Source organism: Streptomyces yongxingensis (genome assembly GCF_055597465.1).
On the sequence record NZ_CM145717.1, the window covers coordinates 2433675 to 2453236 of the forward strand.

Below are 19562 nucleotides of genomic sequence, written 5' to 3' on the forward strand. Positions count from 1 at the left end.
CAGAGGGGCTAGACGGCCCCGATGGCCAAAAGATCATGGGGGAAGATCATTCCCCAGGGTGATCTTGGTGATGGATCTTGGGATCAATCCAGCAAGAGCATCTGCTCGCCGTCGTTCCACTCGCCGTCAGCTTTGATCGTGTTGCACCAGTAGTGTGCAAGCTGCACGTTCGCAGGTTCGTGTGTTCCACCTCTCGAGAGCGGAACGACATGATCCAGTGTCGGCGCTTTGGGGTGAGGAACTACCTCGTCCCGTGCGACCGGGTTCCGGCATAGCTGGCACGTCCAACCATCCCGCTCGTATACCTGAGTGCGGTCCACGTGGGCGACGAACGCCTCGCGCTCCATGGCTCGCCGCTTGTCCTTGTCGGCCCTACGTGCGCATCGCTGCGAGCAGTACTGCGTTCGAGGATCGAAGGTGACGAACCAGTCAGCACACAGTGGACACTTGCCGCTATACCAGCGTGGCCTCGGCGGCTTGAGGATCGTCACTGGTTGAACCCTGGGGTCAGCCGGCTTGGGCTGCCACAGCTCCACCTGCACATGAGCAGCATGCTTAGCGTCGTACCAGCAGCGATGCGAGCAGTACTTTGCAGTGTTCTTCGTAACCACTGCCTCGACTCCGCAGCGTGCGCAGGTGATCGGGTATTGCTTCTGTCTGGGCTTGTCGTACTTGCGACTGTAGTAGCGCCCATGCTCGGCCTTGTGTTTGCGCTGGAAGTCTCTCTGCCGGGCGTTGCGGTGCTGACGCTTACAGTCGGGTGCTCCGCATTGAACGCGGCGGGGGTTGTCGAGGGGCGCGCTGCAGTATGGGCAGGCTCGCGTAGCCTGGGTCATGTCGGTCCTGTCTGTTCAGGTCGGCCATGGCCCCGGGACTGTTACCGCAGTCGCCGGGGTTCTGTTTGTTCAACGCCCGGCGCGATGCGGCCAGTTCCGCTATCGACGCCTGCCCATGCGGCGGCCAGGGTTGAGACGAGACCCTGTCCCGACGCCCGTGTTGCGGATGTGCATGAGCTGGCAGTATCCGCGGGCGCGGGCTCCGAGGTACTTGCTCAGTAGGCGGTTGCACCGCTTCCAGTCACCTGGTGTACCCCAACGGATCTTGGCCCCGCCTGCGCCGCCCGTGCTCCAGTAACGACGAAGCGTCTCGGCGTTGCCTCGGTTCCGTCGACTGCCCTTGTTGGCCATCACTTCCCGCCCTTCTTGCGCCGACCGGACTTGCCGATGCTCGGGTACCTGGATCGGACCTTGGCTCGGACGGCTTTCTTCTCGGCCGGCGTGCCATGCTGCGCGACCCGTGCGAGGGCGTTGCGGGCCCGGTTCTTCGTGTCCACGGGGTACTTGCGCTTGCCGGGCAGGGCGAACGAGGTCTTGGGGAGGCTGCGTCGCTTCTTGCTGCTGAGCTTGGCCATGGGGGTCACTCCTGTGGCGCGGGCCCCTTGGCTGTGGTGTCGTCTTGCTCTTGCCCGGCTTGGTCGGGGTCGATGCGTTGGATGGTGGCGCCGCGTTCGGCGGGTACGGCGAGGCTGGGGCCGTTGCTGTCGCTGAAGATGGCCCAGTCGCCTTCGAAGGTGAGCTTGAGGTCGGGGGCGTCGATGAGGATGTCGTCGCGTTGTCCGCGCTGGTGTTGGACGAGGTAGGCGGGCATGGTCACCGCCTTCGGTTACAGCAGTCCGGGGTGTTGTTCGGGTGGCCGTTGACGTCCGGGGCGTGGGTTAGCTTTCTGGGCTGCGTTCCCTTCGGCGCTGCTTTTTCGATCATGGCAGGGCCCGCACACGCCTTGGAGCGCCGACAGGCTGTGATCGTCCTTCATGGCTTCGATGTGATCACAGAAGGCCGAGGGTCTGACCGAGCACAGAACACAGATCGGATCCCTGGCCAGTACCTGCGCACGTATCTTCCGCCACCCTGACGGCAGGCGCGCCCGCCGGTTGGAGTTCTTCCAGCCGCCGCTCATCCGAGACCGTACCGAAGAGCTTCGGCGGTCTCAGCCTGCGCCTTGGCGATCTCTTCCTGGACCTGTTCGCGGAACTCCTCGAAGTCGCCTTCGATGCGCACGCGCACCGGGTAGCCGTCGGGGTCGACGGCCACCTGGTTGGCGGGGATGTCGATGGTGTCTTCGAAGACGAGGACGCCGCGGGCGCCGATCTTCTCGGCGACCCCATCGAAGGGCGACGTGTCACCGAGCTCATCCGGGTAGGGCGGCGGCTCATACTGGTCGATGACGAGCACGAACGGCGGCCGGTCGTCTCCGGCGCCTTCGGGGAGTTCGAGGATCTGCAGGCGGGCCATCAGTCAGTCACCGCCTCATAGGTGGCTCGGAAGATGTCGTCGCGGCAGGGATAGAACTCGCTCGCGACCCCCTTGATGATCCAGTCGCCGAGATCGGCGTTCATGGTTCCTTCGAGCGTTCGAATGGCGATGACGTGCGGGGTGTCGCCGTGGGTCTCCAAGCAGCGTTCAGGGTTCGAGCAGATGTAGTTCGCTGTCGAACCACTGCTGAAGATCCAGTCGATGATGCGGGTGGCCTCGGTATCGGTGCCGTCCCAGCGGATGGCTTCGACCTCTACGGGCTTCTTGCGGTAGCGGGCCATGGCGCGGGCCTCCTGTGGCGGGTTATTGGCGTTCGAGGAGGTGCCATACGAGTTGCCCGCCGGGCACTATGGCCGTCCCTCGGTAAGTGGTGTACTCGTCGGGCAAGGGTTGTCCTGTGCCGATTACGCGGAAGGTGCGGGCGATGGTCGACCCGGCGCCATGTAGTGCCCAGAGTTCGACACGGTACGGCGTGCGGGCAGCCACGTGGAGGACATCGCCGCACAGTTCGAGTTGATGCCACTGGTCGTCGACGGGGACTTCGTACCGGTAGATCGCAGCGGTCACGACAGTTCCCCTTCGGCTGCGATGGCTGCCGCCCGGGCGAGGGCCGGGGCGAGGTAGTCGAGCATGGCGCGGGCTCCTGTGGGTGTGGTTACGGCTTCCAGCGGGGTCCGCGTAGCGCGGCGGGTACGTCGCTGGTGGTGATGGGCGGGGTGGGCCAGTGGGTGATGCGCATCTCGTAGCCAGCGTCGGCAGGGAGGCCACTGTCCGGCTCGGGCGCCTGTGGTCGGTCGAGTTCGGCGAGGATCTCGTCGGTGATGCCGTGGGCGTGGGCGAGGTCGCGGAGTTCGGGGCAGTCGTTGATGTTGCCCATGTTCGGTAGGCCCCAGTCGTCGATGCCGCAGCCGTTGCAGGCGGCCGGGAATGCCACCTGGTCGGGGTCGATCGTGTGCCGGGCGAGGATTCGGCGGTCTGCCTCGCAGCGGCGGAAGACAGTCGTCGGGTCGTGCAGGGCGACGTGGATGGCGTCGGCTTCGCTTGTGACGCCACCGCTTCCGTCGCTGTCGATCTCGGCGATGGGATGGACTTCCGGGTAGACGACCGTGCGCCCGTGTCCTTCGATCCGGTGAGCTTCTGCCTGCCAAGGGCCGGGCGTGGCCTCCTTCGTGAGGGCTGCAACGCGCTCGACTTGCTTCGTGATCCAGGCGTGGAGATCCATGGCGCTGGCCTCCTGGGTGATGGACTATGCGGGTTCGACGATCATCCAGGCGACCGTGCTGGTGTCGGTGCCGCTGCTGGACGTGATGGTGAACGAGGTTCCGGCGGTGCGTGCGGAGACCCGCAGGAAGCCCGCGGTACCGCCGAGGGCCTGGTTGGTGAGGAAGATGCGGCTGCTGGCGGTGACCGCCGTGGTGGAGACTGTCGCGGCTCCGGCTGTCAGTGCGACCGTGCCCATCTTGGCGTTGCTACCCTCCGCCACCATGAGTCCGCGTCCGACGGTGGCAACGCGCAGGTCGGCACCGGTGACCGACCACTGATTGGCTGCGGTCCGACCGTAGGTGACTTCGCGGGCCGCTGCCCCGGAGCCTTGCTCGATGTTCCCGGATCCGAGGACGCGGTATCGGTCGAATGTGTCGCCGCCGAGGATGACTGCGTAGGCGACGTCGCTGGTGGCGGAGCGGTTTGAGGTGACGGCGCCGGTGAGGTTGCCGCCTGCGGTGGGGAGGACGCCGGTGGTGGGGTGGACGTGTCCGGCGTCGGCGGCTTTGCCGGTGGCGCCGGCGGCTTGGGTGCCGAGGGCGGCGATGTCGGCGGCGGTCCCGTCGAGTTGCACCACGCCGGCCGCGCTGGTGGATGCGGTGGGCAGGGTGGGGGTTCCGTGCGTGTGGTCGCCGCGCGAGTAGGTGGTGGCGGCGCCCGCACTGGAAGCGGCGCCGAACGTGGTCTGTGCGGTGACGGTGGTAGCAGCGTTGGGCACGGTGGGGGCGGCGGGTGTGCCGTGGGTGTGGTCTGCGCGGGCGTATCCGGTGCTGACGCCGACGTTGGAGGCTTGCCCGAAGGTGGTCTCCGCCGTGACGCTGCTTGCTGCTGCGGTGGTGTCGAGGGCGCCGAGGCTAGCGGCGGTGATGGTGACGTCGCCGCGCTGCCCGTTGACGGAGGTAACGGCCCCATCCGTGACTTGGATGACGCGGGGTGGTTGGGTGCCGTTGGGGGTGACGGTGATGTTCATTGGGTCACCTCCGGGGCGAGGAGGGCGCGGCCTTGGAGGAGTCGCATGACGGTGGTGCCGTCGGTCAGCTCGAGGTCCCAGCGTCCGGAGCGGGTGAGGGTGGTGGTGATCGTGGCGGGGACCAGCACGGTGATGGCGGCGCCGGTGATGGTGAGGTAGGGGGTGAGGTCGAGGAGGAGCTCGGCGTCGGGGGCGGCGAGTACCCGGATCTGTGCGCGACCGGTCCAGCCTGTCCAGTCGACCGCTGATCCGTCGTCGTTGGTGCACGTGTAGGTCTCGGCGAACGTGCTGCCTTGCTCGATCTGGAGGTCCCACGCACCAGCGGTCACGGCTACCTCCTCGTTGGATCAGCCGTTCCGTCTGGCGTGTTCGGCGAGCCACCGCCGGATCGTCTGGTTGTGGCGGGCGTCGGCGAGTGCGTTGTGCTCGCCAGCCTCTTGCTTGGGCAGGTCGTCCCAGTTGAAGCCGAGGCGGGCGCGTTCCTGTTGGATATCGTTCGTGTACATCGGGACACCCTCGGGGAGCGCGATCATCGGCCCCCAGAGCTGCGCGAGGGCGACGTGATCGTAGGCCCCGTAGTTCGCCCACAGTTCGATGTGCGGCAACTCATGCGGGTCGGTGCCGAGGATGAAGTCCCGGACCTCGTCTGCGATCCGCTCCCGCCGCTTCACGACCGGATCGGCGTAGTCGAACAGCCAGGACTTCGGTACGTGGTTGCGGCGATCGCCGTGTCCCTGCGGCAGGTGCGGGACGACGTTCTCCATCAGCCACTTGTGCTTGCGAATCTTCCGGACCGGCATGTCCCGGTTGACCGCGTAGTATTCGCGGCCGTCGTCGCACACCATGCCGATGGAGATCAGGTCGATGGTTCGGCCGTCCTCCAAGAACTCAAGGTCGTAATCGATCACTGTCATTGGCGCGGGCCTCTCGTCTTGTCAGGTGCCGAGTGCCCGCTGGATGCCTTCTTCGAGGCTCACGCGGGGCTGGTAGAAGTCGAGCATCCGGCTCGGGTCGCTGACGCGGTGGTGGACGCCTTGTGGCGCGGTGGCGAGGTGTTTGAGCTGTGGCCGGTAGCCCGCTGCTTCGGTGACGAGCCGGGCGAGCTGGTCGAACGACGTGGGCCGCCCGGTGCCGAGGTTGACGGGCCCGGTGACGTCCTGGTCGACGGCAGCGAGGGTGGCCCCGATCAGGTCGCTGATGTGGATCCAGTCGCGTGTGCTGCTGCCGTCGCCCCAGATCTCGAACGGGTCGTCGCGGCGTTTGGCCCGCTGGATGAACGCGGGGAACGGGTACGCCTCGTCTTGATCCTCGCCATAGCCGGAGAATGGCCGGACGACGGTCATGCGTGTGCCCTCGGCCGCCGCGTACTGGCAGAGCTGCTCGCCCGTCAGCTTGGCCAGCCCGTAGGTGGCGTCCGGACGCCCCGGGCACTCGTAGTCGATGTCGTCCTCGCGGAGCTTCCGCACCCTGCCCGGCTGCTGGAGGGCCACCGGATACGCCGCCGAGCTCGAGAAGTACACGGCCCTCGGGGTCTTGGTGCGGGCGAGCCACCGCATGTACCAGGCGTCGAGCGCCAGGTTGGTGGCGACACCGAGCGGGCTCCCGTCGATGCTGGCCCGGCCACCGACGACCGCCGCACAGTGGAAGGCCAGATCGAAGGGAACGCTGTCGGTGCGAAAGAAGTCGAGGGCATCGCCGCCGCCGTCCGCAAGGTCAATGCCGGTGACCTCCCAGCCGCGCTCCTCCAGCGCCCGGTGCAGGTGGCGGCCGACGAAGCCGCGGTGACCACTCAGGAGGACTCGCATCGGGTCTCCTCCCGCTTCTGGTCGAGCGCCACCAGGCCGAGGCCGATCGCCAACTCCAGCAACTCGTTCTGATCTTCGCGTGCGAGCAGTGGTCTGATCTTGTTGTGGAGCTTGCGGAGGCGCTCTGCGTACTCCGGAATCCGCGGGTCCATCAGCCGCTCGCCTTCACGAGCTTCCGCAGCTTCTCCAGGTCGGCTTCGAGGCCGCCGCCATCCCGGTACTCGTAGTAGGCAGCCGAGTCGGAGGACACCTGCTCCGAGCTGTTGGCCTCCTCGTAGCCCTGGTCTACCTCCGCCTTCCCCGCCGCAGGATGCAGGTGCTCGATGACCATGTCGTCGAGGTAGGTGATGCGCCGCATCCCCTTCCCCCAGTCGAGCCAACACAGATCCAGGCAGAGATGCACCAGCTGCGGCGGCGCCATGTAGGAGAGCGTCGTGACGATATCCGACGTCATGGCCACCGCGGTCGGCATCCGCTCCCCCATGAGCAGGTCGTTGCCGTACACGATGCCGGGCCCGCCGGATAGGCACTCCCGGATCCGCTCGTCCCACGGACGGTCAGCGGGTCGCGGTCGGTGGTCGTCGCCGAGGAACGCCAGGAACCGGTACTTCGGCGCGGCTTTGATGGCCTGCTGGTTGAGCGTCCCGCACAGCCTCCGCCGCTTGCCGAACGTGAACCGCACTCGCGGATCGGGCTTCAACGCCGCAGCGTGCTGCTTGTACGCGGCCAGCTCCGGATCATCAGTGTCCACCACAAACAGCAGGTCCGCGGTGGCCCCGGTGTCGTCCCACGCCCGCACGAGTTCGGGCACGGCCTGGGGTCGGCCGCGGGTGGGGATGATGACGAGCAGGTCGTCGGCCATGGCGCGGGCCTCCTTGGTGGTGCCGGCTGGGCCCGCTGCCCGGTCGCGATCCTCCGGGCAGCGGGTGCGCGTGTGTCCGCCCGGCCGTGACGAGGCGGCCGGGCGGACGGGGGAAGCGGCGTGGGGGTGCGGGCTTCCCGTTCCTGCCCCCGCAGGGCAGGTGTGTGTCCTCGCGGGTGGGAGCGTCCACCCAGCGCGCTCGACCAGCCCGCGAGGAGTCGTTAGGCGGCGTTGTCGATGCGGACGCGGCCGGTGATGGGTGGTGCTGGGGTGGGGGCGATGACGTTGCGGTCTTCGTCCCGGGTGGCGGGGTCGATTTCCATGAGGTTGTAGCGGGCGTTCTTGCCGTGGCCGTAGACGGTGATGCGGCCTTCGGATGCCCAGCGCCAGATGGTTCCGACGGGGCGGCCTGTCCAGTGGGCGACGTCTGTGGCGGTGGCGAGCGCGAGTGTGGAGGCCATGGTCACCTCCGGGAAATAGCGAAGGCCACCCTGTGTCTGGGTGGCCTCAGCGCGAAGTTCTGCTATCTGAGCAGATCATGACTTCGGTTCGTCCGATTGTCAACTAAGGGCACGGTTTGACTTACGCCGCCCATTCGGCGGCCTTGTAATCGGGGTGTCCGGCGAACGGTTGGGCGAGGAGGCGCAGTGCGTCTTGGGCGGTGAACGTGGCGGTGATGTAGCCGCCGTTCGGGGCAGCCGCATCCAGTTCGTCCACGAGGGCGAGCTTGGCGTCGAGGTCAGCGAGGATGGCGGCGTCTGCGGCGGGCTCTCCGTACCGTTCCCAGAACTCGTTGACGTCGACGCGCTGGTGCCCGCTGATGAGGACGTATTCCTCGTCCATGTCGTAGCGGTGTTCCCATTGGAAGCCGAGGTCGCCGCGCATGGAGCGCACCCCTTCTTCTCGCTTGCGGGCTTCCTGATATCGAGCGCGGAGGAAGTCGGCGATGTCGGTCATGTTGTGGCTCCGGTGGTGTGTGCGATGGCCCGGCATTCGAGGTTGTCGGCTTCGTAGTCGATGGCGGCGGCTGCGGTGTCGAGGTCGCATTCGGGGTTGTCGGCGAGGTTGCGGCAGGATTCGGCGATGGCCCGTAGGAAGGCGATGACGGCGTCGCAGCCGAGGTATGGCTGCCCGTCGGTGGCGGTGACGATGGGCAGCCTGGTGGAGGCGGGCTGGATTGGGGTGTCGTCCTTGTCGGTCACGGCTGCTCGCCTCGCGCCCGTGCTGCTGCTTCGAGTCCGGCGCGGGCGATGTCGTCGCGGTGGATGGTGCCGAGGTCGCGGCCGAGATGCGTCAGGCATTCGTCCTCGATGGCTTCGGCGGCGGCCCGCACCATGGCGTCGGTGACGAGCCAGGGCGCTTGGGCGGCTCCGGTACCGATTCCGTTGAGGTAGTCCCATGCGGACCGGAAGTCGAGTGGGCCGATGCTGCTGGCGCCGACGATGATGTCGTAGAGGTCGGGCACCGGTTTGCCGTCGATGGTGTAGGTGGCGTCTTGGACGGTGGCGGCTATGCCGGTGTCGTGGGCTGTGACGGCGGCGTGCCATCTGAGCTTGGCGAGGTCGCTCCAAGACTCTTCGAGGGGTGGTTCGATGTGGCTTCCGGTGGCGTCGTGGACGCGGGTGACGGTGGGCTCGCTCATGCTGCTGCCCTCTCTCCGCCTGCCACGGCTTCTTGCGCCTGCCGGAGTTCCCGCCACCCGAACATGTCGTCCCACTGTGCCCCGCACGCTTGGCACCGTATGCGACTGGTGACGGCGGAGGCGGTGAGCTGCGCCCCACACCGGACGTCGTCCACCACGACGGGACACAGGCCGACGTTGACCCGACCGGGCTTCCGGTCGTGCGACAGGGCTTGCTTGCATTCGGCGTGGAGTCGCCGGATCTCTTCCACGTCTTGGCCTACGCTGTCGTAGGCGTCGGCGGCCCAGGGCAGGTTGTTGATCAGGAATCGCACGTGCTCGGGGACCGCTTCACCGGGGTTGCCGCGCCACGGGGCGATGGTCCAACCGAGCGTCTTCCGCCACGCGTCTTCGATGTCGCGGAGCCGGGTGGCTACTCCCCCCGCGGCGGCCAGGCTGAGGACTTCGAGCCGTGGCGGGATGGGCGGGGTGCGGCTGCCGGATATGGGTGCGCCACCGCGCCGGGCGCCGCGCATGAGGGCCGCACTGGTGTTGATCTGCTGGAAGAGGGTGGCGAGTTCGCCGAGCCGTTCGCTGGTGCGTGTCTCGCACGGTCGGCACGCCATGCGGCCGGCTTCGGTTTCCCAGAGGTCTCGGCTGCATGCTGTGCAGGTGGGCCACTGGTAGGTGTCGGTGGGGGCGTTGTGCTGCACGGCGGGCTCCTCGTGGCGCGGGTGGTGCAGGAGGTGGCGCTGCCCTCATTGTGCATACCCGTCCCGACACGGCCGGGTTGCTGCTTCGGGGGCGACGAGTAGCCGCAAATCAGCCCGCTCCCCCGCCTTGCCCGCCACACTGTGGCTATGGCCGTGACGGTGGTGGTGTTGACGGAGTCGGAGGCTGAGGCTCTGGCGTGGCACCGGCGGGTGTGCGAGGTGCTGGGTTTGGAGCCTCTGGGTCGCCCGTCGCAGGCTTTGGGTCGGGACCGGTGGATGGCCCGCGCCCAGGTGCCCGCCCCGCAGCCACAAGGCGCCGCCCACGAGTAGGCCCCGCCCGGAATCCGAGCGGGGCCGAGGTGGTGCGGCGGGGTAGGTCAGGTGACCCTGGGATGAGTCCAGTCGCCGCCCCACCTGCTCGTCAGCGCTTGTGTCGCCTCGTTGTCGTCCATGACGATGTCGCGGGCGAGTGAGCCCTTCTCGGGCCCGACGATGCCAGCGTCGTGCATCTGGTCGAGGAGGTTGCGGGCGGTGTCGAAGGTGATGCGCACGCCGTGCTCCGTTTTGAGGCGACGGACGAGCATGGATGGCGAGGCAAACCGGGTCTCGGTCACCATTCGCGTGGCGGTGAATAGAAGGTCGGTCATGGGAGTCATGGCTTCCATGGTCCTCTCAGGTGGTTGGTGTCCGGGTTGTGTGCTCGCCGTACTCCGCGCCTGTGGCGGCACGCGGGGCACGGCGGGCGGGCAGGTCAGTGGTGGCGGTTGCGGCGGTGGTTGTGCCTCCACCCGAACGGGCCGGGAAGATCCATGGAGCTGGTGCGGCGGCCGGTGGAGCTGATCGTGTGCCGGGGGCCGCTCCTGCCTCCGAGGGTTATCGACCAGGACTTGGCGTTCAGATTGAGGGTGACACCGGGGAAGATGCGAATGCTCTTGCGGAACGTGATGCCCATGGTTAGCCCCTCACTGCCTGGGCGAGCGCAGGCCACAGCACGTTGTCGCGGCCCCACACCGGATCGATGAGGGTGAGGTATGTAGAGCGGCGGAGTTCCCGCAGCGCCCCTTCTCCCACGCCTTGCCAGCTCGTCGCTATGTGGTCCTGGATGCCAAACCAGTTGCCGAACCACGTAAAGGGCTCGCCTTCCACTTCGGTCACCGGCACACCCCACCGCTGCGTGGTGCCCGGCGGATAGGCGATGACCGTTAGTCCGGTGGACTTGGCTGCGGCAGTGAGGCGATGAAGTAGTGCCTGGTCAGTGATGTAGCCTTCGACGCCCGCGCGCTGCTGGAACATCCGCTTCTTGTAGCCGCGCTGCGGGGGCAGGCCGGGCTGGGAGCAGTCGGTGACGAATCCGGCGCGGTTGAGGGTCGCCAAGGTGCGCACGAGGTGCCGTGTCTCTTTGTCGGGTCCTCCCCGCCCTACGGTGCCGGGGTGGCGGCGGATGCGGCCTTCGAGCCATTGCGCGGTGAACTCGCCGAGGTCGGCGAAGGACTGGGCGCTCTTCCACGGGTTGCCCATCACAGCACCTTCTTCCTGATGGACGGGAGGATCCGTCGCGCCCACTGCTCCCCGGCGAGCGCGGCCTCGGTTGCGAGCCGGAGGTAGAGGGCGGCAGGGTCTGATGGCATCCGGCGGAAGGATGTGATCGCCTCAATCGACCTGGCGACCAGGGGTGCAGCGTCAACTGGGTCGACGCCGTAGCTGGCCGCCACCTCATCGACGAGGGCCTCGGTGATCTGATCCACGGTGACCACCATCAGCTCCACTCCCACGGCTGGCGGGCGGTGGCCGCACGATGGGCGGCGTCGGCGAAGGACTGTGCGTACTCGGTCCACAGGCCGCGGGGCATCAACGGATGCCCGATGGCCCGGCCGATGATCGCGGAAACCTGCCCGGCCTTGCGGGGCGGCACTGTGACAGGGCCGCGAAGCTTGCCGTTGAACAGGAAAGCGATGGTGCGCCAGTCGCGGGCCGACAGGACGTGCGCGAGATGCTGGCCGAGGTTGGCGATGGTCGTGGCGGAGAAGGCTTCCTCGCCATACTGGTTGGTGCCGTGGGAGATGGTGACGGACATGATCAGGCTCCTTTCGATGGAGGGAGTTGCTGGGCGAGGGCTTCAAGGTTTTCGGCTTGCTGCTCGCGGACGTCCATCAGCCGCTCGTAGTCGCGCTGCACTGCCACATCAGGCGTGCGGGCCGTGAAGGTGGCGAGGTATTCGAGGTGTCGGCGCCGGGCTTCCGACGTGCCGAGTTGCACGCTGTGGGCCAGTTCGTGCACAACGGTCTGGTCGAACAGGTCGAGGTCGCCTCGGTGGCTGGGCCCGTTGATGAAGACGACAACGCCACGACGGGTGAGGGTGGTGGCGCCGAGAGAATGCCGCGCTGTCCAGTGGGCCATGAACCCGCTGGTGATCCGTTTGTAGCCGCGTGGCGGGCCGGCTGGTTCGGAGTCGGCCCGGCGCATGCCCTGGGCGACGCCGTTAGCGTCGGTGATGACGAATTCGGTGTGCGGGGCCCGGCCGCCGAGCCGGGCCGCGACGAGTTTCGCGGCGGGCACCGCGATCTGCTCCAGGCGGGCGGCCATCTGCCGATAGCTGCGGGCCTGACTGTGGACGGTGATGTTCACTGCCCCGCCGCCGCTGCCCGCTGGTAGGCAGTGAAGGTGACGTCGATGGCCTTCTGGGCACTGCCGCATTCCCGGTTCCAGTCCCCGATGAGCCGGGGCCAGCCCTGGTCGCGGAGCACACTGAGCACGTGCCAGGCGGCGGTTTCGGCGCCGGACATGGTGCCGACACCGAGGGCCACGGTGGTGACCAGCGCCCCGCAGATGCAGCGCTGGCCGCGCTTGTTTCGCATCTTGTGTGGCTTGGCCTGCCAGCCCCACTCGCGGAGGATTGTGGCCGCCACGTACAACTGGGTGGATGGCGGGTGGGTGAAGTCCCGGCGGCGCCCGCGGTGCGCCCAATCAGGGAGCGCACCGGCGAGCCGGCCAGGCAGGCGGACGTCGACCGGGGGGCGGGTGCCGTGCAGGTTGATGTTGCCGAGGGCTTCGTCGACGAGTTCCTGCACGGTCTTGCTGGTGAGTTGGCGGGTGGCGTGGTTGGCGGGTGCTGTGCGCTGATATCCGGCGGCGATGTCTGCGAACTGTCGCTGCTCGCTCGGGCTGAGCGGTTTCGTGCGGTAGAGGCGGGCGGCGGCCTGATCCAGGCTTGCCGCATCGAGCATGGCTGTGGTCATCTAGTGGCCTCCTACGGCCTTTCGAGGTGTCGGGGAGGGGTGGGGCGCCCCGGTTGCTGCCACGCGGGTGGGGCGCCCCGGCTTAGCTACAGGTCTTCGCCGAGGCGGACGTGCATGCTGGCGTGGACGAGCTGGGCAAGCTCGCTGCCGTCCGTCTTCCGTGTGGCGAAGCGAGCCTTGGCCTCGTCGATGATTCGCTGGGTGGTCTTCTCGTCGCCGCGCTTCTTGGCGGCGATGTAGTCGCGCACCGACTGATGCGTGATCTCCAAGTCGGGCATTGGGGTCTCCTTGGTCGTTACTGGTTGCGGATCTCTTCGAGGGAGATCCCGGCTTTCTGTGCGGCTGTGGTGGCGGCGCGGGCTGCGACGTAGTTGTCGTCGGTGCCGGAGGTCACGTATGCACGCCAGGCGCGGCGCGCCTCGGCGAGCAGCTCGTCTCGGGTGGCGGTGGCGGGCATCAGAGCCACCGGCCGCGCTTGGCCTTCTTCTGGTCGGCGAGGTTGTCCCGCACCCGCTTCCGCAGCCCCTGAATCTCGTCCTTGTCGAGGGGCCGGTCGAACGCCTCCTCGTTACCGAGGGGCCCGGCAACCTGGGGGCTGGCCTCCCAGATGCCGCGCACGCCACGGGGCTGCTCGGTGTAGACGGTGCCGTGCTCGGCCAGCAGTTGCTCGACGCTCTTGGAGCCGCACATGGCGCCACCGAGCAGGTGCGTGCTGGTGACCTCGTAGCGGGCGCAGAGCTTCGAATCCTCGTAGGGGGCTACGCGACGCGACACTTCCTCGATCACGTACAGCGTGGTGCCCTCGGGAACGGACTGGATCTTCTTCATGTCGCGGCGGTTGTTGCGGTAGACGGTGGACAAAGCGATCTCCTTCGAGTCGGGGAATGATCAGGCGGTCTTGACCCGGGTGCGGGTCGGTGGTGCCTTGCGAGTGGTCTTCTTCTTGGTGGGCTTGGCTTCGACGGTGGGTATGGGGACGCCTTCGGGGACTTGGGCGTACCAGGCGCCGCCGACGGTGATCCCGCCGTGCTTCTTGCGTTCGTGGGTGCGGAGGGCTTTGGTGGCGGCTTTGGCGTCCCGGTAGCGGGGCTTCTCCCGCTTGCCGCACGGGCACTTCCAGCCGATGAGCCCGGAGCGTTGGTCGGCCCCGAACCGTGCGGCCTTCTGGATCTGCCACTTGCTGACCTTGGTCTCGGTCGGCTTGGCGGGGCAGGGCTTGGAGCCGGACAGCGTGCCGTCCTTCTTCCGGGTGTAGATCTGACCGTTGCCGCGACAAGTCGGGCAGTCCTTGTGGGTCTTGCGCATGATCGCGGCGTCGCGCTTGGCCCGCCGGGTGTCGAAGTGGGCGCTGGCCTGCTGGTCGGCCCATTTGGCGGCTTTGATCACCATCTTGCGGCGCCAGCCCTTGCGGGACGGTTTGCGGCCGACGGGGCGGCGCGGCGCCATCGTCTGGCGACGCTTGCTGGCCCGCTTGCGTGCCGTCGACCGCTTCGCAGCCATGATCGTCCAACTCCTCTGACGAACTTCACAAATGCGGATCAATGGGGCGGCAGAAGGTCGGCGAGACCCCGGCAGAAGCCCGGCAAGCACCCGGCGACCTGCACCGATGCTTAGAGCCCCTGCCGGGTCTCTGCCGGGCCTACGCCGCCTGCACGCCGGGGTCCTGCCGGGTCTTCGCCGGGTCCAACAAGCCTCCGGCGGCCCTCTCCACTACCGACCGGCGCCAGCCGCGGAGATGCTTCCCCTCTGGGCAGTCCGTGCGGTCGGCCGTGGCGCCCGGCGCGTGGGCGCGAAGCCGCTTGGCAAGCGTCGTGCTGTCGAGGCCCTCGATTCCGGCGGCTTCAAGAACGGGCAACAGCACCTCGGTCGTGGGCAGGAAGTCCCGCCGCTTCGACTCGAACGTCCGCAGCAGCACCGCCACGAGCTCGGCATCCGGGTGATCCATCTGGGCAACCCGCTCGGCCAGCGTCATCTGGCCTGCCGGCCCGTACTCGCTGGCCAGGTGCAGCAGGCCAGCCTCGGCGAGCGTGTCGTGATCGAACCAGGGTCGTCCGGCCGCCTTCCGCTCCTCGACTGCACGCTCGATCGCGGCCCGGCTGTGTTCGTTCCATCCGTACAGCAGCGGCCGGGTGATGCCCGCACCCTTGATGTACGACTGGCCCGCGTCGTTCTTGATGTCCTTGTTCTGGGCAGGCACGAGCCGGTCGGGGCGGTATCCCTCCGCCGCGGCGCCCTTCCCGAACACGATGCGGATGTCATCCCAGCGCGATGCGAGCATGACCCGGAAGGTGAAGCTGTCGGCGATCGCGTCACCCATGGCGTCGCTGGTGGCGTCCTGGCCTGCCGCGATGGGATAAATACCGACCTGCTTGCCAAGGCGGCACAGCCTGATGAACAGTTCCTTGGCCTTCTGGCTGAGGTAGATGAACTCGTCGACACACGGGAAGATGTCGGGGTGCTCCCAGGTGGCCTGCCAGGTGTCGCCCATCTTGAGCCGGTTGCGCACGACGTTGCGGGCCTCGGCCATGCGGACGAGGTAGCCGAGCCATTCCTCGCATGCCTCATTGCCTCGGATCGGGGGCACCGCCATGACGTCTTCGAACTCGCGCAGCCCGTCCTTGACCGGGTCCAGGTCGAGGGCGATGGCGTTATGGCAGGCGGTGATGATCTCGGCAAGGTCCCGCAGGACACCGGTGGTCTTAGCGGAGCCGGAGACGCCGATGACGAGGATGCGAAGCCCCTGGAGGACGACGTTCAAGTGGCTGCTGTCCATACAGCGGCCGAGGTTGTGGGCGTCGGCGATGTCCAGCGAGTTCGGGGCGTGCACGGTCGGCTTGGGCATGTCCGCGAACGGGTTCGCGGTGACCAGCCTGAGCGTGATGTGCGCGGACTCCTGTACGTCCGGTTCGATCAGCGTGCCGCCGTGCTTGATGTTGAAGTGCACGTCGAGCTGATCGGCTGCGGCGGCTACCTTGCCCGGCGTCGCCCCCTTGAGCATGATGTCGATCTCCCTGACCCACGGGTGGGAGCCGAGGAGTCGGATGCTGCGGGTCTCGATGCCCTCCGCATACAGGGCTCGGGACACGCACTCCTCGACCTGGCTGCCGTCCTTGCACCAGGCGAGAGGGAACGGCTCGTCGGGATCGTCCTCGTCGCGGTCCTCGTCGGCGAGGATCTGCCCGGCGGGCATGCCGGGGTGGTTGGCCCGATACCTCCCGTACAGGGCCAGCACCGCGGCAGCAGTCGCCACCTCGGACCCCGGCGCGATAGCCAGCGCCTCCAGTGCGTCCATGTCGGCGGCTGTCACGAGGGCCGTCCAGCCGGCCATGTTGAGCGCCGCCGCGGCAAGCGTGGTCCAGCCGAGGATCTTCCACCGCTTCACCCGGGTGCGCTCGACGTTGTTCCAGTCGCTGCCGGACGACATGCCGCCCAGCACCTCTTGGTGGTCGTAGGCCCGCACATACCGCCAACCGAGGACGGCAGTAGCCTTGACGCCGGTCCCGAACCACTGGAGCCCGACGCACAGGGGGCGGGCGACGAGCCCCACGGCCCGCCCCGTCTTCGCCGCGACGACCATCGCCGCCGAGCCGGCCCGGTACACGGCCGGGGCCCGGTCGGGCACGACCTCGATGACGCCGGGCGCGATGTCCTCGTCCTCGTCCGGGGTAACGAGCTCACCCTTGATGAGCTTGTCCCACGCCTCATCGGGCTGGGTGCTAGGGGTCGTCTCGATGCTCACGACTGCTCCTCACGGGCGGGCTTCCTGGCGGCGCTGGCGGCCTGTTCGAGGGCGGCCTGCTTCTTTGCGATCGGACTGTTCGGCTGGCTGTCACCGGGGCGCCGAAGGGGCGGGGTGCCCCCGTTATTGCGGCGCCCGTCGGGGGACTCCGGGTCACGCTTGGCTCGACGCCCCCTTTGGGATTCGACCTGCGACAAGTCGCCCAGTATCGGCATCTCGGTGACGGTCTTCATGCGGGCCTCGGCCGTGCGCGCCCCGGCTTCGATTTCGGCCGTGATGCCGACCTTCCGAGTGCCGTTCACGAGGTGCCACGCGTCGCCCCAGATTTGCTCGGTGACGTACTGCGATCCGCGAGCGGAGCGCAGCGCCTCGGCCACCTTCCACACCTCGGGGTGGTGCTTCTGGCGATCCTCGTCGCGCCGCTTCTGCTCGGCCTCCGCCTGCAACTGCTGGGCCGCCTTCTCGGCCTTGGCCTTCGCCTCAGCGGCCTGCTTCTCAGCCTTGGCCTCGGCCCGTGCAGCCTCCTCGGCTTCCTTCTCCTTCCTGGCAGCGCGCTTCTCCCGGTACGACGGGATCCCGTCGGCCTTCTGGGCGATGCCGTGCTCGTAGGCCATGAGAACGATCGGGCCGACGAGGGAGGCGATGGCACCGACCAGACCAGCGTTGAAGCCGATCGCCGGGTTCGTCATGCCGCCCCGCATGTTGATCGTTGCGGCGATGGCAGCACCGAGCATGATGCCGATCCGATACGGGAGAACGTCCCGGCGGTGTGCGACGGCCCAGGCCGCGCCGCAGGCGAGGACGAGGGCGATTCCTTCGAGCATGGCGGGGGCGGCAACGAGGAACTTGCGGGCCGGGTCCCAGAAGTCGAGGAACTGCACGGGCGCCGCAATGATCAGGCAAACCGCGTAGATGCCGTAGGCGCCCCACTTCCAGATCTTCTGGGTGCGCTCCTTCTCAGCTTCCCGCTCGGCTTCCCGATTGGCCTCCTCCTCGGCGGACTTCTCTGCCTTCTCCGCAGCAGTCCTGGCCTTGGCGACCTCCGCCTCCTGCTTGGCGATGCGGGCCTCGCGCTGGGCCTGCTCCTCGGCGAAGCGGGCTTCGGCCCGGTCGTTGGCGATCTTCTGCTTGCGGGCATCCTCGACGGCCCTGATCTTCTCGGCCTCGGCCTTGCCCTCAGCTTCGATACGCAGGGCTTCAGCCTCGGCGTTGGCGCGCTTCCGGATCGCCTCCGCCTCGGCCAGGGCGCGCGGGTCGAACCGCGGCTCGGCAGCGGGCACGGGCGTCCCGTTGACCTGCTTCTCGACGGAGGTGGTCACGGTGCTCAGTCCTTTCTCGGGTCAGTTGGTGGTTGCGCTGGTGCGGGCGCGGTGGAATTCCTTGACGAACTCGTCGGTGAGCCCGGAGCCCAGTGCGGCTCCGACGGGGCCGATGCCGGTCACGGAGGAGGCCCACAACTCCAGCCACGCGGCCCGCGTGGCCAGGTAGACGACGACCGGCCGGAGGCAGCGGAGCGGGAACACGATCGCGGCGAGGGCGGCCATGACGAGCAGGGCGAGGATGCGGACCGTGCACACCCGCAGCCCGCGGGCAAACCGCAGCCACCTACCAGGCTTCGCGGTGATCACATAGGCGTGCACGGAACTACTCCTCTAAGGCAGATGGGTGGTGGTGTCTGGCGGGCTTTCCACCGCCGCCCGGAGTGCAAGGTCGGGCGCGATGGGCTGCCGTCAGGCAGCGGTCAGCGGGCGACGCTCAGACCTTCTTCAGGTCTTCGGGGGCGAACCCGACGTAGCCGAGCACCCGCTCCTTGACCTTGGATTCGAGGCCCTTCACGGCCACGAGGCCGGAGCTGTCGGGGCCGTCGGTGTGAACGGTCGCGGTGCGGCCGATGTACTTGCGGTACTGCGGGTAGTCCACCGAGCTGACGATCTTGACCTTGTCTCCCTGGCGGAACTGCATGGCGATCTCCTTTCGTGGTCGAGTTGTTGGGCGGATCGGGCAGCCGTCAGTTGGTGCGCTGGGCCTTGAACCGGGTGACCCGGCCTCCGGTGACCTGGAGGCGCTGCGTGACGTCGTTGGCGATGCCCGGCAGGATGCTCTCGGCTGTTGCGGAGTCGGCGGCGATGGTTTCGCCTCGGGCGGTGCCCGAGCGCCGACCGTTGTCGACGGTGATCTCCCACTTCCAGGTGCTGCTCATCTCAGTCCTCTCGGCTAGCTGGTTAGTGTCTGGCGGGCTTACCAACCCGCAGGTGCGAGACCTGCGGGTTGGGCTGCCGTCAGGCAGCGGGGTGGTCAGCTGGCGTCGGGCTTGATGTCGATGCTCTGGATCTTGTACTTGGCGCCGGGCTGCTCCTCCATGCAGAAGCGGAGGAACCCGGCGGCGAGGCTCTTGTCGGTCTCCTTCTTCACGGCACGGATCGGCACCGGCCCGAACTTGACGGTCGCCGTGTCGCCGTCGTACTGGAACCTGTCCGGGGCGTGCAGCTTGCGGGCGACCTTGGCGGGCATCGTCGCGGTGACGCTGATCACGTAGTTGCCGGGCTGGTAGGTGGTGGCCATGAATCCTCCAGGTGGTTGTAGGTGTTGGGCTTGGATGGTCTGGTCGTGCTCGGCACCCGCCAGCCGGGGGCTGGAGAGTCCCGGGTCGGACCGGGCCGGGGTGGCAGGGCCTGCCTGCTGGCTCGACATGCCCCGCCGTGGGGCGGCTAGGGGGTGTGGCTGTCGCGGCGACCCATGCGCACCTCCTTCCAGTAGGTCGGGAGGGGTGCCGGGCCCGGGGCTGGGGGATGTGCCACCGGGCCCGGCTGCTAGTGGGATCCGCCGGGGCGGCGGTCCGGCAGGCGGGTGATGGTGTCGCGGTCCCGGCCGTGCTCCGGCTCCGGATCGGCGGGCATCACTTACCCCGCTTCTTCCGGAGTTCCTCGGCCTGCCGCTTGGCTTCCTCGGCGAGCTTCGCCGCCTCGTTCGCGGACTGCATGTTCGTCAGCGTCTGCTCGTTACGGAACTCTTCGTCCGTCTGACGCGTCACGGGCCGCAGC

General features: G+C 67.9%; 36 protein-coding genes. All 36 read right to left on the bottom strand.

Annotated features, from left to right (window positions below; genetic code table 11):
* Positions 1-83: 83 nt before the first annotated feature.
* The 36 genes from ACZ6TD_RS09810 to ACZ6TD_RS09985 all read right to left on the bottom strand — a co-directional run bounded on the left by ACZ6TD_RS09810 (position 84) and on the right by ACZ6TD_RS09985 (position 19552).
* Positions 84-836: an HNH endonuclease gene (locus ACZ6TD_RS09810; protein ID WP_471352634.1), complete on the bottom strand. Its 753-nt coding sequence runs from the start codon at positions 834-836 to the stop codon at positions 84-86.
* Positions 837-1186: 350 nt separating this feature from the next.
* On the bottom strand, positions 1187-1411 hold the full coding sequence (locus ACZ6TD_RS09815) for a hypothetical protein (RefSeq protein WP_471352636.1): 225 nt from the start codon (positions 1409-1411) through the stop codon (positions 1187-1189).
* Between the two features lie 5 nt (positions 1412-1416).
* A complete protein-coding gene (locus ACZ6TD_RS09820) occupies positions 1417-1647 on the bottom strand; it encodes a hypothetical protein (RefSeq protein ID WP_471352638.1) in 231 nt (76 codons plus the stop codon).
* A gap of 305 nt (positions 1648-1952) precedes the next feature.
* On the bottom strand, positions 1953-2291 hold the full coding sequence (locus ACZ6TD_RS09825) for a hypothetical protein (protein ID WP_471352640.1): 339 nt from the start codon (positions 2289-2291) through the stop codon (positions 1953-1955).
* Positions 2291-2593: a hypothetical protein gene (locus tag ACZ6TD_RS09830; RefSeq protein ID WP_471352642.1), complete on the bottom strand. Its 303-nt coding sequence runs from the start codon at positions 2591-2593 to the stop codon at positions 2291-2293. The genes ACZ6TD_RS09825 and ACZ6TD_RS09830 overlap by 1 nt, the downstream gene beginning before the upstream one ends.
* Before the next feature lie 22 nt (positions 2594-2615).
* Positions 2616-2879 carry a DUF7352 domain-containing protein gene (locus ACZ6TD_RS09835; protein WP_471352644.1) on the bottom strand — a complete coding sequence of 88 codons (264 nt, stop codon included), beginning with the start codon at positions 2877-2879 and terminating at the stop codon, positions 2616-2618.
* An 88-nt stretch (positions 2880-2967) separates the two neighbouring features.
* A complete protein-coding gene (locus ACZ6TD_RS09840) occupies positions 2968-3534 on the bottom strand; it encodes a DUF6221 family protein (RefSeq protein ID WP_471352646.1) in 567 nt (188 codons plus the stop codon).
* A gap of 24 nt (positions 3535-3558) precedes the next feature.
* Positions 3559-4545 (bottom strand): hypothetical protein, encoded by a 987-nt coding sequence (locus ACZ6TD_RS09845; protein WP_471352648.1) that lies wholly within the window; start codon positions 4543-4545, stop codon positions 3559-3561.
* Complete coding sequence (locus ACZ6TD_RS09850; protein ID WP_471352650.1) at positions 4542-4874, bottom strand: hypothetical protein; 333 nt, start codon at positions 4872-4874, stop codon at positions 4542-4544. Before ACZ6TD_RS09850 ends, ACZ6TD_RS09845 begins: the two co-directional genes overlap by 4 nt.
* An 18-nt stretch (positions 4875-4892) precedes the next feature.
* Positions 4893-5459, bottom strand: a complete 567-nt coding sequence (locus ACZ6TD_RS09855; RefSeq protein ID WP_275558505.1) for a 3'-5' exoribonuclease domain-containing protein — start codon at positions 5457-5459, stop codon at positions 4893-4895.
* Positions 5460-5480: 21 nt separating this feature from the next.
* Positions 5481-6350 (bottom strand): NAD-dependent epimerase/dehydratase family protein, encoded by an 870-nt coding sequence (locus ACZ6TD_RS09860; RefSeq protein WP_471352652.1) that lies wholly within the window; start codon positions 6348-6350, stop codon positions 5481-5483.
* Entirely contained in the window at positions 6335-6502 is a 168-nt protein-coding gene (locus ACZ6TD_RS09865) for a hypothetical protein (RefSeq protein ID WP_471352654.1), read from the bottom strand. Before ACZ6TD_RS09865 ends, ACZ6TD_RS09860 begins: the two co-directional genes overlap by 16 nt.
* A complete protein-coding gene (locus tag ACZ6TD_RS09870) occupies positions 6502-7212 on the bottom strand; it encodes a glycosyltransferase family 2 protein (RefSeq protein ID WP_471352656.1) in 711 nt (236 codons plus the stop codon). Before ACZ6TD_RS09870 ends, ACZ6TD_RS09865 begins: the two co-directional genes overlap by 1 nt.
* Positions 7213-7433: 221 nt before the next feature.
* Entirely contained in the window at positions 7434-7673 is a 240-nt protein-coding gene (locus ACZ6TD_RS09875; protein ID WP_471352658.1) for a helix-turn-helix domain-containing protein, read from the bottom strand.
* 121 nt (positions 7674-7794) lie between these two features.
* Positions 7795-8169 carry a DUF6221 family protein gene (locus tag ACZ6TD_RS09880; protein WP_471352660.1) on the bottom strand — a complete coding sequence of 125 codons (375 nt, stop codon included), beginning with the start codon at positions 8167-8169 and terminating at the stop codon, positions 7795-7797.
* The gene (locus ACZ6TD_RS09885; RefSeq protein WP_471352662.1) at positions 8166-8414 is read right to left on the bottom strand and encodes a hypothetical protein; all 249 of its coding nucleotides are present in this window, start codon (positions 8412-8414) and stop codon (positions 8166-8168) included. Before ACZ6TD_RS09885 ends, ACZ6TD_RS09880 begins: the two co-directional genes overlap by 4 nt.
* Positions 8411-8854 carry a hypothetical protein gene (locus ACZ6TD_RS09890; protein WP_471352664.1) on the bottom strand — a complete coding sequence of 148 codons (444 nt, stop codon included), beginning with the start codon at positions 8852-8854 and terminating at the stop codon, positions 8411-8413. Before ACZ6TD_RS09890 ends, ACZ6TD_RS09885 begins: the two co-directional genes overlap by 4 nt.
* The gene (locus ACZ6TD_RS09895) at positions 8851-9546 is read right to left on the bottom strand and encodes a hypothetical protein (RefSeq protein ID WP_471352666.1); all 696 of its coding nucleotides are present in this window, start codon (positions 9544-9546) and stop codon (positions 8851-8853) included. Before ACZ6TD_RS09895 ends, ACZ6TD_RS09890 begins: the two co-directional genes overlap by 4 nt.
* Positions 9547-9923: 377 nt before the next feature.
* Positions 9924-10202 carry a DNA translocase FtsK gene (locus tag ACZ6TD_RS09900; RefSeq protein WP_471352668.1) on the bottom strand — a complete coding sequence of 93 codons (279 nt, stop codon included), beginning with the start codon at positions 10200-10202 and terminating at the stop codon, positions 9924-9926.
* A gap of 95 nt (positions 10203-10297) precedes the next feature.
* A complete protein-coding gene (locus ACZ6TD_RS09905; protein WP_471352670.1) occupies positions 10298-10498 on the bottom strand; it encodes a DUF4236 domain-containing protein in 201 nt (66 codons plus the stop codon).
* A 2-nt stretch (positions 10499-10500) separates the two neighbouring features.
* Positions 10501-11064 (bottom strand): DUF6919 domain-containing protein, encoded by a 564-nt coding sequence (locus ACZ6TD_RS09910; protein WP_471352672.1) that lies wholly within the window; start codon positions 11062-11064, stop codon positions 10501-10503.
* Positions 11064-11303, bottom strand: coding sequence for a hypothetical protein (locus ACZ6TD_RS09915; protein WP_471352674.1), 240 nt, complete (start codon positions 11301-11303; stop codon positions 11064-11066). Before ACZ6TD_RS09915 ends, ACZ6TD_RS09910 begins: the two co-directional genes overlap by 1 nt.
* Positions 11303-11620 (bottom strand): DUF7739 domain-containing protein, encoded by a 318-nt coding sequence (locus ACZ6TD_RS09920; protein WP_471352676.1) that lies wholly within the window; start codon positions 11618-11620, stop codon positions 11303-11305. The genes ACZ6TD_RS09915 and ACZ6TD_RS09920 overlap by 1 nt, the downstream gene beginning before the upstream one ends.
* A gap of 2 nt (positions 11621-11622) precedes the next feature.
* Positions 11623-12171, bottom strand: a complete 549-nt coding sequence (locus ACZ6TD_RS09925) for a hypothetical protein (RefSeq protein WP_471352678.1) — start codon at positions 12169-12171, stop codon at positions 11623-11625.
* Entirely contained in the window at positions 12168-12782 is a 615-nt protein-coding gene (locus ACZ6TD_RS09930) for a DUF6197 family protein (protein WP_471352679.1), read from the bottom strand. The genes ACZ6TD_RS09925 and ACZ6TD_RS09930 overlap by 4 nt, the downstream gene beginning before the upstream one ends.
* Before the next feature lie 86 nt (positions 12783-12868).
* Complete coding sequence (locus tag ACZ6TD_RS09935) at positions 12869-13060, bottom strand: hypothetical protein (RefSeq protein ID WP_471352681.1); 192 nt, start codon at positions 13058-13060, stop codon at positions 12869-12871.
* A gap of 17 nt (positions 13061-13077) precedes the next feature.
* A complete protein-coding gene (locus ACZ6TD_RS09940) occupies positions 13078-13248 on the bottom strand; it encodes a hypothetical protein (RefSeq protein ID WP_471352683.1) in 171 nt (56 codons plus the stop codon).
* On the bottom strand, positions 13239-13643 hold the full coding sequence (locus ACZ6TD_RS09945; RefSeq protein WP_471352685.1) for a hypothetical protein: 405 nt from the start codon (positions 13641-13643) through the stop codon (positions 13239-13241). The genes ACZ6TD_RS09940 and ACZ6TD_RS09945 overlap by 10 nt, the downstream gene beginning before the upstream one ends.
* 27 nt (positions 13644-13670) lie before the next feature.
* Positions 13671-14282, bottom strand: a complete 612-nt coding sequence (locus tag ACZ6TD_RS09950; protein WP_471352687.1) for a hypothetical protein — start codon at positions 14280-14282, stop codon at positions 13671-13673.
* 139 nt (positions 14283-14421) lie between these two features.
* Positions 14422-16521 (bottom strand): hypothetical protein, encoded by a 2100-nt coding sequence (locus ACZ6TD_RS09955; protein ID WP_471352689.1) that lies wholly within the window; start codon positions 16519-16521, stop codon positions 14422-14424.
* Positions 16518-17840 (bottom strand): hypothetical protein, encoded by a 1323-nt coding sequence (locus ACZ6TD_RS09960; RefSeq protein ID WP_471352691.1) that lies wholly within the window; start codon positions 17838-17840, stop codon positions 16518-16520. The genes ACZ6TD_RS09955 and ACZ6TD_RS09960 overlap by 4 nt, the downstream gene beginning before the upstream one ends.
* 21 nt (positions 17841-17861) lie before the next feature.
* On the bottom strand, positions 17862-18161 hold the full coding sequence (locus ACZ6TD_RS09965; RefSeq protein WP_471352692.1) for a hypothetical protein: 300 nt from the start codon (positions 18159-18161) through the stop codon (positions 17862-17864).
* A gap of 115 nt (positions 18162-18276) precedes the next feature.
* Entirely contained in the window at positions 18277-18483 is a 207-nt protein-coding gene (locus ACZ6TD_RS09970) for a hypothetical protein (protein WP_471352694.1), read from the bottom strand.
* A 46-nt stretch (positions 18484-18529) separates the two neighbouring features.
* Complete coding sequence (locus ACZ6TD_RS09975) at positions 18530-18721, bottom strand: hypothetical protein (protein ID WP_471352696.1); 192 nt, start codon at positions 18719-18721, stop codon at positions 18530-18532.
* 95 nt (positions 18722-18816) lie between these two features.
* The gene (locus ACZ6TD_RS09980; RefSeq protein ID WP_471352698.1) at positions 18817-19083 is read right to left on the bottom strand and encodes a hypothetical protein; all 267 of its coding nucleotides are present in this window, start codon (positions 19081-19083) and stop codon (positions 18817-18819) included.
* Positions 19084-19417: 334 nt separating this feature from the next.
* On the bottom strand, positions 19418-19552 hold the full coding sequence (locus ACZ6TD_RS09985; protein ID WP_471352700.1) for a hypothetical protein: 135 nt from the start codon (positions 19550-19552) through the stop codon (positions 19418-19420).
* Between the last annotated feature and the right edge of the window lie 10 nt (positions 19553-19562).

What these genes read in the sequence shown, in the direction of transcription:
- ACZ6TD_RS09900 (WP_471352668.1), bottom strand. Translation starts at nt 10,202, where the DNA reads ATGACTCCCATGACCGACCTTCTATTCACCGCCACGCGAATGGTGACC.
- ACZ6TD_RS09875 (WP_471352658.1), bottom strand. Translation starts at nt 7,673, where the DNA reads ATGGCCTCCACACTCGCGCTCGCCACCGCCACAGACGTCGCCCACTGG.
- ACZ6TD_RS09975 (WP_471352696.1), bottom strand. Translation starts at nt 18,721, where the DNA reads ATGAGCAGCACCTGGAAGTGGGAGATCACCGTCGACAACGGTCGGCGC.
- ACZ6TD_RS09870 (WP_471352656.1), bottom strand. Translation starts at nt 7,212, where the DNA reads ATGGCCGACGACCTGCTCGTCATCATCCCCACCCGCGGCCGACCCCAG.
- ACZ6TD_RS09865 (WP_471352654.1), bottom strand. Translation starts at nt 6,502, where the DNA reads ATGGACCCGCGGATTCCGGAGTACGCAGAGCGCCTCCGCAAGCTCCAC.
- ACZ6TD_RS09980 (WP_471352698.1), bottom strand. Translation starts at nt 19,083, where the DNA reads ATGGCCACCACCTACCAGCCCGGCAACTACGTGATCAGCGTCACCGCG.
- ACZ6TD_RS09855 (WP_275558505.1), bottom strand. Translation starts at nt 5,459, where the DNA reads ATGACAGTGATCGATTACGACCTTGAGTTCTTGGAGGACGGCCGAACC.
- ACZ6TD_RS09845 (WP_471352648.1), bottom strand. Translation starts at nt 4,545, where the DNA reads ATGAACATCACCGTCACCCCCAACGGCACCCAACCACCCCGCGTCATC.
- ACZ6TD_RS09905 (WP_471352670.1), bottom strand. Translation starts at nt 10,498, where the DNA reads ATGGGCATCACGTTCCGCAAGAGCATTCGCATCTTCCCCGGTGTCACC.
- ACZ6TD_RS09935 (WP_471352681.1), bottom strand. Translation starts at nt 13,060, where the DNA reads ATGCCCGACTTGGAGATCACGCATCAGTCGGTGCGCGACTACATCGCC.
- ACZ6TD_RS09820 (WP_471352638.1), bottom strand. Translation starts at nt 1,647, where the DNA reads ATGCCCGCCTACCTCGTCCAACACCAGCGCGGACAACGCGACGACATC.
- ACZ6TD_RS09825 (WP_471352640.1), bottom strand. Translation starts at nt 2,291, where the DNA reads ATGGCCCGCCTGCAGATCCTCGAACTCCCCGAAGGCGCCGGAGACGAC.
- ACZ6TD_RS09840 (WP_471352646.1), bottom strand. Translation starts at nt 3,534, where the DNA reads ATGGATCTCCACGCCTGGATCACGAAGCAAGTCGAGCGCGTTGCAGCC.
- ACZ6TD_RS09915 (WP_471352674.1), bottom strand. Translation starts at nt 11,303, where the DNA reads ATGGTGGTCACCGTGGATCAGATCACCGAGGCCCTCGTCGATGAGGTG.
- ACZ6TD_RS09910 (WP_471352672.1), bottom strand. Translation starts at nt 11,064, where the DNA reads ATGGGCAACCCGTGGAAGAGCGCCCAGTCCTTCGCCGACCTCGGCGAG.
- ACZ6TD_RS09830 (WP_471352642.1), bottom strand. Translation starts at nt 2,593, where the DNA reads ATGGCCCGCTACCGCAAGAAGCCCGTAGAGGTCGAAGCCATCCGCTGG.
- ACZ6TD_RS09815 (WP_471352636.1), bottom strand. Translation starts at nt 1,411, where the DNA reads ATGGCCAAGCTCAGCAGCAAGAAGCGACGCAGCCTCCCCAAGACCTCG.
- ACZ6TD_RS09930 (WP_471352679.1), bottom strand. Translation starts at nt 12,782, where the DNA reads ATGACCACAGCCATGCTCGATGCGGCAAGCCTGGATCAGGCCGCCGCC.
- ACZ6TD_RS09810 (WP_471352634.1), bottom strand. Translation starts at nt 836, where the DNA reads ATGACCCAGGCTACGCGAGCCTGCCCATACTGCAGCGCGCCCCTCGAC.
- ACZ6TD_RS09950 (WP_471352687.1), bottom strand. Translation starts at nt 14,282, where the DNA reads ATGGCTGCGAAGCGGTCGACGGCACGCAAGCGGGCCAGCAAGCGTCGC.
- ACZ6TD_RS09860 (WP_471352652.1), bottom strand. Translation starts at nt 6,350, where the DNA reads ATGCGAGTCCTCCTGAGTGGTCACCGCGGCTTCGTCGGCCGCCACCTG.
- ACZ6TD_RS09890 (WP_471352664.1), bottom strand. Translation starts at nt 8,854, where the DNA reads ATGAGCGAGCCCACCGTCACCCGCGTCCACGACGCCACCGGAAGCCAC.
- ACZ6TD_RS09970 (WP_471352694.1), bottom strand. Translation starts at nt 18,483, where the DNA reads ATGCAGTTCCGCCAGGGAGACAAGGTCAAGATCGTCAGCTCGGTGGAC.
- ACZ6TD_RS09880 (WP_471352660.1), bottom strand. Translation starts at nt 8,169, where the DNA reads ATGACCGACATCGCCGACTTCCTCCGCGCTCGATATCAGGAAGCCCGC.
- ACZ6TD_RS09920 (WP_471352676.1), bottom strand. Translation starts at nt 11,620, where the DNA reads ATGTCCGTCACCATCTCCCACGGCACCAACCAGTATGGCGAGGAAGCC.